The organism is Lamprobacter modestohalophilus, from assembly GCF_016583905.1.
GTDB classification, from domain to species: domain Bacteria; phylum Pseudomonadota; class Gammaproteobacteria; order Chromatiales; family Chromatiaceae; genus Lamprobacter; species Lamprobacter modestohalophilus.
Map to the genome: position 1 here is coordinate 18,413 of NZ_NRRY01000058.1, position 10,464 is coordinate 28,876.

At 62.9% G+C, this 10,464-nt stretch carries 11 protein-coding genes, 1 tRNA gene and 1 pseudogene; 6 read left to right on the plus strand and 7 right to left on the minus strand.

Features of this window, described 5'->3' with window-relative positions:
• Positions 1 to 20: 20 nt before the first annotated feature.
• The 3 genes and pseudogenes from CKO42_RS22285 to folB all read right to left on the minus strand — a co-directional run.
• Positions 21 to 455: a bacteriohemerythrin gene (locus CKO42_RS22285; protein ID WP_200249282.1), complete on the minus strand. Its 435-nt coding sequence runs from the start codon at positions 453 to 455 to the stop codon at positions 21 to 23.
• A 329-nt stretch (positions 456 to 784) separates the two neighbouring features.
• Positions 785 to 1,453: a 2-amino-4-hydroxy-6-hydroxymethyldihydropteridine diphosphokinase gene (locus tag CKO42_RS22290; RefSeq protein ID WP_338034981.1), complete on the minus strand. Its 669-nt coding sequence runs from the start codon at positions 1,451 to 1,453 to the stop codon at positions 785 to 787.
• 153 nt (positions 1,454 to 1,606) lie between these two features.
• Positions 1,607 to 1,948 (minus strand): annotated as a pseudogene (gene folB / locus CKO42_RS22295) (dihydroneopterin aldolase); the annotation flags it as partial.
• A gap of 185 nt (positions 1,949 to 2,133) precedes the next feature.
• Between folB and plsY the strand changes: the two are divergent.
• Positions 2,134 to 2,817 carry a glycerol-3-phosphate 1-O-acyltransferase PlsY gene (plsY, locus tag CKO42_RS22300; protein ID WP_200249288.1) on the plus strand — a complete coding sequence of 228 codons (684 nt, stop codon included), beginning with the start codon at positions 2,134 to 2,136 and terminating at the stop codon, positions 2,815 to 2,817.
• A 91-nt stretch (positions 2,818 to 2,908) separates the two neighbouring features.
• Here the strand turns inward: plsY and tsaD are convergent, their stop codons facing one another.
• Positions 2,909 to 3,946, minus strand: a complete 1,038-nt coding sequence (gene tsaD / locus CKO42_RS22305) for a tRNA (adenosine(37)-N6)-threonylcarbamoyltransferase complex transferase subunit TsaD (RefSeq protein WP_200249294.1) — start codon at positions 3,944 to 3,946, stop codon at positions 2,909 to 2,911.
• A gap of 338 nt (positions 3,947 to 4,284) precedes the next feature.
• Here tsaD and rpsU point away from each other — a divergent pair, with 338 nt between their 5' ends.
• The 5 genes from rpsU (at position 4,285) to CKO42_RS22330 (ending at position 8,827) form a co-directional block, all read left to right on the plus strand.
• Entirely contained in the window at positions 4,285 to 4,500 is a 216-nt protein-coding gene (rpsU, locus tag CKO42_RS22310; RefSeq protein WP_200249295.1) for a 30S ribosomal protein S21, read from the plus strand.
• A 13-nt stretch (positions 4,501 to 4,513) separates the two neighbouring features.
• Positions 4,514 to 4,957, plus strand: a complete 444-nt coding sequence (locus CKO42_RS22315) for a GatB/YqeY domain-containing protein (RefSeq protein ID WP_200249296.1) — start codon at positions 4,514 to 4,516, stop codon at positions 4,955 to 4,957.
• A 45-nt stretch (positions 4,958 to 5,002) separates the two neighbouring features.
• Positions 5,003 to 6,724, plus strand: a complete 1,722-nt coding sequence (gene dnaG / locus CKO42_RS22320) for a DNA primase (protein ID WP_200249297.1) — start codon at positions 5,003 to 5,005, stop codon at positions 6,722 to 6,724.
• Between the two features lie 134 nt (positions 6,725 to 6,858).
• A complete protein-coding gene (gene rpoD, locus CKO42_RS22325) occupies positions 6,859 to 8,673 on the plus strand; it encodes an RNA polymerase sigma factor RpoD (RefSeq protein WP_200249298.1) in 1,815 nt (604 codons plus the stop codon).
• A gap of 78 nt (positions 8,674 to 8,751) precedes the next feature.
• Positions 8,752 to 8,827 (plus strand) — tRNA-Ile (locus tag CKO42_RS22330).
• A 252-nt stretch (positions 8,828 to 9,079) separates the two neighbouring features.
• Here the strand turns inward: CKO42_RS22330 and CKO42_RS22335 are convergent.
• The 3 genes from CKO42_RS22335 to CKO42_RS22345 form a co-directional block, all read right to left on the minus strand.
• Positions 9,080 to 9,277 (minus strand): hypothetical protein, encoded by a 198-nt coding sequence (locus CKO42_RS22335; protein ID WP_200249300.1) that lies wholly within the window; start codon positions 9,275 to 9,277, stop codon positions 9,080 to 9,082.
• A 319-nt stretch (positions 9,278 to 9,596) separates the two neighbouring features.
• On the minus strand, positions 9,597 to 9,899 hold the full coding sequence (locus tag CKO42_RS22340) for a hypothetical protein (RefSeq protein WP_200249307.1): 303 nt from the start codon (positions 9,897 to 9,899) through the stop codon (positions 9,597 to 9,599).
• On the minus strand, positions 9,899 to 10,357 hold the full coding sequence (locus tag CKO42_RS22345; protein ID WP_200249308.1) for a hypothetical protein: 459 nt from the start codon (positions 10,355 to 10,357) through the stop codon (positions 9,899 to 9,901). The genes CKO42_RS22340 and CKO42_RS22345 overlap by 1 nt, the downstream gene beginning before the upstream one ends.
• Positions 10,358 to 10,464: the final 107 nt, after the last annotated feature.

The window sequence follows — 10,464 nt, forward strand, 5'->3', positions numbered from 1 at the left end:
ATTGCCCATCCTGTCGGGAGTCATGCAGATTCAGAACACGACCCGGGCGAGATCACGCCCTTGGCGGCGAGATAGTCGCTGTAGCGCTGATCGCTGCCTTTGATGTGGTCGTTCAGCCAGTCGCTGAGAAAGTTCATGATGTCGAGCGAGAGGGTCAACTTGCCGCGCTCAAAATCATCCTGAAAGGCTTTGACCTTGAAGATGAACTTGGCGTGCTCCTGCTTGTGCGCCGGGGCGTTAGGGTAGCCGTGCTGGTCGAAGAAACGCTCTTCGTTGACGAAATGGATTCTGGTGTAGCTGACCAGGCCATTGATCACGCGCTGCTGAACCGCCTTGCTGCGCTGCTGACGCATGGCGTCGTGCAAGGCGTTGATCATCGCGATGAGCTTCTTGTGCTCGGCATCGATCGAATCGATGCGAACGCTGAGGTTATCGCTCCACTGCAACAGGGGCATTGAGGACTCCGAAACAAAGATCACCTTAACTGCGCGAACGGACCCTGAGCGCGAGCGGTTACTGCTCGCAGGTCTTTGACGACGGCGATGCACGCAGCCGGTGCTGAGCGCCGCTCGTCCGTCCTGAGCAGGGCACGGCCTTTAGAGTGGCACGACACCGGCAAGCCGACGCCGTCATGCAAGAATCTAGCGGCCCGTTCTAACCCGGTCAAGAGCCAGCAGGACAGGCGGCGAGCGGCGGGAGCAGACGGCGTTGCGGCCTGGATGTCGAGTGGTCGCGGGGGCGAGAGCGCCTCGGGTGAGGCTGGAAGGGCCAGCGAGGCTGAAGTTCAGGTCGCGCCAAGCGCTAGCTCGATCCGACGCAGTGGTGACCAACCGCTGACCGACTTGCCCGCTGACCCTGGCGGCGGTGCGCTGTCGAGCTGAGCCTGATGCGCGTCTCGAAGTCGCACCAGAAGCTGCCGCCAAAGCTCCGCATAACAACGCCCATCGATCGGATGCCGCTCATCAGGCGCGACATCGGCCAAAGGCCCGAGGACGAAGGCATAGCGCAGGATCTCATCTCGCGGGAGGCGATAGCCATCGATCTCACCGGCAAGCTCGCCGTAGGTCAGCAGGTCAAGGTCGAGCGTGCGTGGCGCGAAACGCTCGCTTGTTCGCACGCCTGCTTGCTCGCTTGTTCGCACGCCTGTGCGCTTATCTGCTCGCTCAGCTGCTCGCTCACCTTCAAGCTCACCACTCCGCTCACGGCCGTGCTCGGCTTCGATGCGGCGCAGTAGGGCTCGGATCTCGCCCACCCTCAGCGCTGTCTCGATGCCGGCGACGAGGTTCAGAAAGGGACTGCCGTCAAACCCTACCGCCTCGGTCTCATAGACCGGCGATAGGATCAGCGGACCGAAGGCTTGACGCAGCCCCTCAACCCCACCGCGGATAGAGGCCTCCCGCTCGAGGTTGCTACCCAGGCTGATCCAGCAGCGGCGGATTACCGGGAATCTCACGCGATTCATGCTCCGGGCTGGCGACGCGCCAAGGACATGAGCCGCGCGCTATTGCGAACTCATGCTCGGAGCGGATTCGCGGTCATCATCGGCGATACCAACGCCATCGTTAGCAGCATCGGACCTCGAGCCGATCGAATCCGATGAGGCCATACGCTCGATGATGACCCCCACCCCTTCAGCATCAGTCACCGCGCCGATCTTGTTCAGGCTCAGGCGTACCCAGGGCACCGAGAACTCTTCCAAGATGATCGCCGCACAGCGTTCGGCCAGCGTCTCGACGAGCTCGAAGCGAGACTCGCTGACGAACTGCTTGAGCCGCTTCGAGACCGCCTTGTAATCCAGCGCATCCTCAATCTTGTCGCTGGTGGCGCCGCGTCGCACATCCGTGCCCATCTCGATATCGAGCACGACCGGCTGGCGGATCGCCTTCTCCCAGTCATAGATGCCGATGACGGTCTCGATCCGCAGACCTTTGATGAAAACGATATCCATGCCTAGCGCCCCCTATTGCTGTCCGCTGTTATCCGCCGTTATCCGCGCTCCGCTGCGCCATTTTAATCGTGGCAGGCATTCTGGCGCCCTGGCCAGTATTTGCAAGCCACCGATCCCGCATGCGCTCGCGTTCGGCCCGCGCAAGGCTTGACCGCAGCCACCCTGAACCCGTCAAATGCCGCTCCATGGACGCTCTACTCCTCTCCAACACGCTACTGGTCATCGGCGCCTACCTGCTCGGCTCGATCTCGAGCGCGATCATCGTCTGCCGCCTCATGGGCCTGCCCGACCCGCGCACCCAGGGCTCGGGCAATCCAGGCGCGACCAATGTGCTGCGCATCGGCGGCCCGAAAGCGCGCAAGGCCGCTGCTATTACCCTGTTCGGCGATAGCCTCAAGGGCTTTCTGCCGATGTTCGCCACCCATCTGCTCGGCGCCATCGGCCTGGTCGACTCCGGCGCTTGGCTCCTCGCCGCGGTCGCGCTCGCCGCCTTCTTCGGCCACCTCTACCCGGTCTTCTTTGGCTTCAAGGGTGGCAAGGGCGTGGCCACCGCGCTTGGCGTTCAGTTCGGATTGTGGCTGCCAATCGGCGCCGGCGTCGCCGCCATCTGGCTCTTCGTCGCCAAGGTGCTCAAGGTCTCGTCGGCATCGGCGCTGGTGTCGATGGCCGCAGCGCCGCTGCTGGTCTGGCTACTCTGGCCGCTGCACTCCGAGAGCGGCACCGCTGTCCTGGTCGGCATGCAGACCTTGATGACACTGGTCCTGTTCTGGCGCCACCGCAGCAACATCCGCAACCTGATCTCCGGCACCGAAGGCCGCATTGGTGCCGATGAGCCCGCCAGCGAGACCGACAGCGCGGGCAAGACCTAGACGCGTCATCAGCGAATCCCCGACTTGCTAGCCACTGTCCGGTAACAATCGGGAAGGAGAGGATAGGCCTTTAGCGACCTCAAACAATCGCTTACGACAGCGCGGGCAATTCATCCAGCGCCCAGCGCGGCCGCGCGCCAAAGGCCAAGGGCTCCTGTTGACCCGCCGCCAAACGCTCATGGCCGGCGAACGCAATCATCGCGCCGTTATCGGTACAGAGCGCCGCGCGCGGGTAGAAGACCGCAACCCCGCGTGCGCCCATCTGCTCGTCCATGCGCGCGCGCAGTCGGCGGTTAGCGCTGACACCACCTGACATAATCAACCGCTTCGCGCCTGCCGCTTCCACCGCGCGTCGACATTTGATCAGCAAGGTCTCGACCACCGCCTCCTCGAAGGCACGCGCGATGTCGGCTCGCGCCTGCTCCGTATCGTCGCGCTCAGACTGCTCCTTCTGCCAGGCATTCAGCGCAAAGGTCTTGAGCCCGCTAAAGCTGAAATCGAGCCCCGGGCGATCGGTCATCGGCCGCGGAAACCGATACCGGGTCGGATCGCCCTGCTCGGCCAGCCGCGCGAGCGCGGGACCGCCGGGATAAGGCAGCCCGAGGATCTTCGCCGTCTTGTCGAAGGCCTCGCCGGCCGCATCGTCCACCGACTCGCCGAGGATGCGGTAGCGGCCGATGGCCTGGACATCGACCAGCTGCGTGTGCCCGCCGGAGACCAGGAGCGCGACGAAGGGGAAGGCCGGTGCCGGGTCTTCCAGCAGCGGCGCCAGCAGATGCCCCTCCATGTGATGAACGGCAACCGCCGGCACGCCCCAGGCCCAAGCGAGACTGCGCCCGAGCGCCGCGCCCACCAGCAGGGCGCCGACCAGCCCTGGCCCCGCCGTGTAGGCGATGCCTTGCACATCGGCCGCGGTCATCGCCGCCTCATCCAGCACCTGCTCGATTAGCGGCAGCAGCTTGCGGATATGATCCCGCGAGGCCAATTCTGGCACCACACCGCCATATTCGGCATGCAGCTCGATCTGGCTGTAGACCGCATGCGCGAGCAGCCCGGCGCCACCTGGGCCGCCTTCGTAGAGCGCGACGCCGGTCTCGTCGCAGGAGGTCTCGATCCCGAGCACACGCATCCGCTTTAGCTCCTAACGCTGTCTGTTCTGGGCACTGATGGACTGCAAGCGGGGACTGCAAGCGGGGCTGCACGCTTGGTACTGCAAGCAAGAGGCTGCAAGCATGCGCCCTGTCTGGCGTTCGCTGGTGCGATGCCGGCTGGGCTCAGTGCGATTTACATCGTTTGCATCATTCACAGGTTGCATCAACCTACACTCAACGACTATCCTGGTCGATTATCCGCAGTTTAACCGATCATCGCGTCCCATCGCTCCTGTCCGCCCGGACAGCGACCGAAGTAGGCAGTCGGACGCAATCAGACTGATCCCATCCACTGGACATAGCAACGGGAGTCTACATGCCCAGCGTCCGCGTTAAAGATAACGAACCCTTCGAGGTGGCCCTGCGTCGCTTCAAACGCTCGTGCGAAAAGGCCGGCGTCCTCGCCGAAGTGCGTCGTCGCGAGTTCTACGAAAAGCCGACCAGCGAGCGCAAGCGCAAGAAGGCGGCAGCCGTGAAGCGCCACCACAAGAAGTTGTCGCGCGAAGCGCGGCGCTGGGAACGGACCTACTAAGGGCGATCGCCCGATGTTGAAAGCCCGTTTACAAGCCGATATGAAGGCGGCGATGAAGGCCGGCGACAAGGCGCGACTGGGCGTCATCCGGCTCATCAACGCCGCCATCAAGCAGCGTGAGGTCGATGAGCGCGTCGAGCTTGACGACACCCAGGTGTTGGTGGTGCTCGACAAGATGCTCAAGCAGCGTCGGGACTCGGTGACCCAGTATCAGGATGCCGGGCGCGAGGATCTGGCGGCGCAAGAGCGCTTCGAGATCCAGGTCTGCCAGGAGTACATGCCTGCCGCGCTGAGTGAGGACGAGATCGCTGCACTCATCACAGCCGCCATCGCCGACACCGGCGCTGCCGGCATGAAGGACATGGGCAAGGTGATGGCAGCGCTCAAGCCCAAGCTGCAGGGTCGCGCCGACATGGCCGCCGTCAGCGCCAAGATCAAGGCAAAACTCGCAGGCTGAGGCGTCGCAAAGGCGATCGCCGCGCCTGCCCCAGGCGTGGAGACGATGGCCGGCAAGTTTTCCCCAGACTTTAAGGAACGCCTTCTCGATCGCGTCGATATCGCTGACATCGTCGGCGCCCGTGTGCAGCTCAAGAAGGCGGGCGGCCTCCTCAAAGGTCTCTGCCCCTTCCACAACGAAAAGACCCCCTCCTTCACCGTCACGCCAAGTCGGCAGACCTACCACTGCTTTGGCTGCGGCGCACACGGCAACGCCATCGACTTCCTGATCGAGCACGACCGCCTCGAATTCCGCGAGGCGCTCGAAGAGCTTGCTCAGCATGCTGGCCTCGAGATGCCGACCGCGGCCGACAGCGCACCCACCGGCCCTGACCCACGACCCTACTACCAGATCCTAGAGCAGGCTGCCGCGCTGTACAGACGACAGCTGCGCGAGCACCCGCAAGCCCGCCGTGCCAGCGATTATCTGCGTGGGCGCGGCCTCAGCAGTGAGATCGCTACCCGCTTCGGACTCGGCTTCGCCCCGCCAGGCTGGGACTTCCTAGTCAAACAACTCGGTCAGCGCCCCGAGTCTCAGGCACTGCTGGAGCGTGCCGGACTCGTCATCGAGCGCGACAATCGCCGCTACGATCGCTTTCGCGACCGTGTCATGTTCCCGATCCGCGATCGCCGCGGCCGCGTCATCGGCTTCGGTGGCCGCGTGCTCGACGACGGCGAGCCGAAGTACCTGAACTCGCCGGAAACCCTCGTCTTTCACAAAGGCCTTGAGCTCTACGGCCTGTTCGAGGCACAGCAAGCGAGCCGACAGCAGCCGCGTCTGCTCGTGGTCGAGGGCTACATGGATGTCATCGCCCTGGCCCAGTTCGGCGTTTCCTATGCGGTCGCGACGCTCGGTACCGCCACCACCCCCGAGCACCTGACCCGGCTCTTGCGCAGCGCCCCCGAGCTGGTGTTCTGCTTCGACGGCGACCGCGCTGGACGCGCTGCCGCTTGGAAGGCGCTCGAGAATGCCCTGCCGCAGGCCACCGGCCAAACGCCGATCCGCTTTCTCTTCCTGCCCGATGGCGAGGACCCTGATAGCCTGATCCGGCAGGAAGGCACCGCGGCCTTCGAGCAGCGGCTGGAGCAGTCCATGCTGCTGTCCGATTTCCTGTTCCAGCATCTGCAGGCCGAGCGCGACCTGAACAGCGACGAAGGCCGCGCCAGCCTTGATGCCGCCGCCCGCCCCCTGCTCAACAAGGTACCCGCCGGTACCTTCCGCGACCTGCTCGATCGCCGTCTGGCCAAGCTCACCGGCGTCCCCAGCGTGGCGCGACGACGTCTAGGCCCTCGGCGCCCCGCCATGCAGACGCCAACCCAACTGAACCCGATGCGGCTCGCGATTGCGCTGCTGCTCGACGACCCGAAGCGCGCACCCTCTGCGCTAGCCGAGCCAACTGCATGGCGCGAGATCGATAGCCCCGGCGTGCGGCTGCTCGCCGAACTGCTCGAACTGATCAGCGAACGCCCAGACATCACGCCTGCCATCCTCTGCGAGCATTGGCGCGATCGCGAGCAGGCCGGAATCGTGTCAAGACTCTCGAATTCTGCCCTGCTTGCCCATATTCCCCAAGAAGGGAGGCAGGAAGAGCTCATCGGTGCGATCAGACGCTTGAATCGCGATGGACTGTCTCTATTGCGCCAGCGCCTGTTATCCAAAGCAAGTACCGAGGGCCTCACGATGGAGGAGCGCGAGCAACTGCAGCGCACCATCAAGCTCCACGTCTAGACCGGCTTTCAGCTCGAAAACTGGAAAAACCGACTCCTCCCTGATATACTGGTGTGTTGCTTGAACGCGGCTTCTTTCTCTTCCCCGCCTCCAAGCCCCGCACTCCATCTCGACTTCGCCGTACGGGTATCTGCATGGACCAAGAAAAGCAGCAGTCGTCCCAGCTCAAGCAGCTGATCGCAAAAGGCAAAGAACAGGGGTTCTTGACCTACACCGAGGTCAACGACCACCTGCCGCCCGGCATCGTCGAGGCGGAACAGATCGAAGACATCGTTCGCATGATCAATGACATGGGCATCACTGTCCATGAAACAGCTCCAGCGGAGATCGATGACCTCAGCAACGATTCGGCCGTCGCCGACGACGAAGCGGCCGAGGCCGCCGCGGCTGCACTGGCCTCGGTCGACAGCGAATTCGGACGCACCACCGACCCGGTGCGCATGTACATGCGCGAGATGGGCACCGTTGAGCTACTGACCCGCGAGGGCGAGCTGCGCATCGCCAAGCGGATCGAAGAAGGCCTCAACCAGGTGCTGGCGGCACTCTCGGTCTACCCGCGCACTGTCAAGGAACTGCTTGATCTGTTCGAGAAGGCGGAGCAGGGCGAGATGCGCCTCACCGAGGTCATCAGCGGCTTCCGCGAGGATGACGACGTGGTCCCCGAGCCGACTATCAAGAACGGCAGCGCGTCCCATGATGATGATGACGGTGAAGAAGAAGAGGTCGTCGATACCGGGCCGGACCCGGAAGAGGTCGCGCGTCGCGTTGGCGAGCTGCGCAGCCATTATCAGGTGTTCGCCAAGCTGCTCGAGCAGCATGGTCGCGATCACCCTGAGACGCAGACCGCCCTCGCTCAGGTCTCCGAGGATTTCCTGCAGTTCAAGCTGGTCGCCGGGATCTTCAACCGATTGGTCGAGATGCTGCGCGAGACCATCGAGCGCATCCGCTCGCAAGAACGTCAGATCATGGGCCTCTGCGTCGACGGCGCCGGCATGCCACGCAAGGCTTTTATCGACTCCTTCCCGGAGAACGAGACCAACCTCGACTGGATCGACGATCAGATGGCGAACAGCGCCAACTGGGCCAAGCGCCTAGCCGAGGTTGAAAGCGAGGTACGTCGCGCTCAGCGCCGGCTGCAGGAGCTCGAGCGCACCAATCTGCTCACCATCGGCGAGATCAAAGAGACCAATCGCAAGATGTCGATCGGCGAGGCCAAGGCCCGCCGCGCCAAGAAAGAGATGGTTGAGGCCAACCTGCGCCTAGTGATCAGCATTGCGAAGAAATACACCAACCGCGGCCTGCAGTTCCTCGACCTAATCCAAGAGGGCAACATCGGCCTGATGAAGGCCGTCGACAAGTTCGAATACCGCCGCGGCTACAAATTCTCGACCTATGCGACTTGGTGGATTCGCCAGGCCATCACCCGCTCGATCGCCGACCAGGCACGCACCATCCGCATCCCGGTGCACATGATCGAGACCATCAACAAGCTGAACCGCATCAGCCGCCAGATGGTGCAGGAGATGGGCCGCGAAGCAACGCCGGAAGAGCTCGCCGAGCGCATGGAGATGCCCGAGGACAAGGTGCGCAAGGTGCTCAAGATCGCCAAAGAGCCGATCTCGATGGAGACGCCAATCGGCGACGATGAAGACAGCCATCTCGGCGACTTCATCGAAGACGCCGCGGTCATCTCACCGGTCGACTCCGCCACCTCCGAAGGGCTGCGCGAAGCCACCCAGAACATGCTCGCCAGCCTCACCTCACGCGAGGCCAAGGTGCTGCGCATGCGCTTCGGCATCGACATGAACACCGACCACACCCTCGAAGAGGTCGGTAAGCAATTCGACGTCACGCGCGAGCGCATCCGCCAGATCGAAGCCAAGGCTTTGCGCAAGTTGCGTCACCCCACCCGCTCCGAAAAGCTCCGCAGCTTCCTCGACGCCGACTGATCTTCACTGATTGGCTTACCTCGCCAACCGCGCAGGGACGCGCCCTGCGGCAGTCCCCAAGCTGCCGCACCCACGCCCGGGCCGTTAGCTCAGCGGTTAGAGCAGGGGACTCATAATCCCTTGGTCGTAGGTTCGAATCCTACACGGCCCACCATCTTACAAAGACTTAGCCACGCATGGCGGCGCGTCAGTCGCCTAGATTAGCCCCTTTCGCGTCCCGCAGTGTGACTCCTAGTGTGACTCGCTGGTGTCGGCGTCGGGCACAAGCTGAGAGGCATCCGCCCCGAGATAGCCGGAACCCCGACTCCACCTGAACCCCGACTCCAGCGCACAAAAGCCCGCAGGGCGAACCGTGCGGGCTTGGAAGGGATCAGGCTACCCCTGACCCCCTGGTGGCCTTGTCGGCCTACTGACGAAGCTGTAGCAGCTCGCGTTCAAGCTGGGCTATGCGGTTGCGTGCCGATTCTAAGACGTAGCCCATGGCCTCATGCTGAGGCGTCATCTGTGCATCATCAGGCTTAGCCCCGTCGGTTGCGCGATATAGATGCGCGTCGATCTTGCGCAGTAGGCTAGCGGTGGCGATGGTATGCTGGCTGTAGGGCATGTTCTCGACTCCTAATCAGTCGGTTGTGTCTAGGTTGGACTCGGTGTTGCTGCACTGAGTCTGACTGCCGTCGTGTTTGACGACATACATATGGTCTCATAGCCTGCCCTTATTAGCAAGCAATATAATAGGCTAACGTGTTGTTTATGTTAGGTTTTAAGGTCTAACAAGGTGGGGGTTGTTAGGTGTGCTAGCGAGACATTCTGAGAGGTCGTAACGTCTGCCCCCCATGCTGTCATGCCAGCATGCAAAAGCCCACAAGGCGAACCGTGTGGGCTTGGTGGGAGTCCGAACCGAGCAGACCCCTTGTGCTGTCATGTCAGCATGTTGTCAGTCGGTCAGCGAAACGCTTGTAAGGTCTGAAGGTCACTCCGCCGTCGTTGTCGACCATGAAGAACCCGCCGATGTACTTGCCCCGGACCTTGGTGCAGGCTGGTATCGAGAAGAACGTATCAGCGTAGCCAGTCGCGTAGGCTGTGCGCTTCAGGTCGGTCCCTTCGATCGGGCAGTGTTCGACCTTGGCGAACGGCCCAACGCAGTCCATCGGTCCACCAGGGCGCCAGCCGATAGCGCCATTGGCGAAGGTGTAGGGTTCGCGTGCGAGGAATCGCTGCATACTCATCAGATCACCCCCCACACTTCGATCGGCTCACCTTGGCAGTCGTACAGGGTCGCGTTGCCGTGGTCGTTGGTCACCAGGGCTAGCCCGCGCCAGTCGTCGGGTACATCGGCCAAGTCTTCGACCTTGAGGATCTCGCCATCTTCGATGCCGCCCTCGACTTCCCACCAGTCCGGCCAGAATCCAAAGTCGGAGCCGTCGCCTTCGTGCGGTCCGAACGTGCAGTAGGCGGGTGCATGGCTCATCAGAACGTCGGTCAAGTCTTCGATCAGCGCTTGCGCATCGTCGCCAGTCCACCAGTCGGCGGAGTCGTCTTCCTGTGCATGTGCTGGTATCGGTCCGAAGGGTGCCGCACAGAGTTGGGCGTGCTGCTCGGGTGCGAGGTCGCGCGCCAAGTCTAGGAAGGTCGGGATCAGGTCTTGTGGGCGAAGGGTGCCGTGACTAATGGTGCCTATGGTCATGGTGATCTCCTAAGTTGTTGGAGCACCGAGCTTTTGCTCGGCTCACCATAGGCGAGTGACTAACCTGACCATGGGCCACCCCACCCCACCCCCCGGAGGGACCGCGC

Excerpts from the sequence above, each read along its gene's own strand:
- plsY (WP_200249288.1), top strand. The coding sequence starts at position 2,134 with ATGGACGCTCTACTCCTCTCCAACACGCTACTGGTCATCGGCGCCTAC.
- rpsU (WP_200249295.1), top strand. The coding sequence starts at position 4,285 with ATGCCCAGCGTCCGCGTTAAAGATAACGAACCCTTCGAGGTGGCCCTG.
- CKO42_RS22285 (WP_200249282.1), bottom strand. The coding sequence starts at position 455 with ATGCCCCTGTTGCAGTGGAGCGATAACCTCAGCGTTCGCATCGATTCG.
- CKO42_RS22335 (WP_200249300.1), bottom strand. The coding sequence starts at position 9,277 with ATGCCCTACAGCCAGCATACCATCGCCACCGCTAGCCTACTGCGCAAG.
- rpoD (WP_200249298.1), top strand. The coding sequence starts at position 6,859 with ATGGACCAAGAAAAGCAGCAGTCGTCCCAGCTCAAGCAGCTGATCGCA.
- CKO42_RS22340 (WP_200249307.1), bottom strand. The coding sequence starts at position 9,899 with ATGAGTATGCAGCGATTCCTCGCACGCGAACCCTACACCTTCGCCAAT.
- CKO42_RS22315 (WP_200249296.1), top strand. The coding sequence starts at position 4,514 with ATGTTGAAAGCCCGTTTACAAGCCGATATGAAGGCGGCGATGAAGGCC.
- CKO42_RS22345 (WP_200249308.1), bottom strand. The coding sequence starts at position 10,357 with ATGACCATAGGCACCATTAGTCACGGCACCCTTCGCCCACAAGACCTG.
- dnaG (WP_200249297.1), top strand. The coding sequence starts at position 5,003 with ATGGCCGGCAAGTTTTCCCCAGACTTTAAGGAACGCCTTCTCGATCGC.
- tsaD (WP_200249294.1), bottom strand. The coding sequence starts at position 3,946 with ATGCGTGTGCTCGGGATCGAGACCTCCTGCGACGAGACCGGCGTCGCG.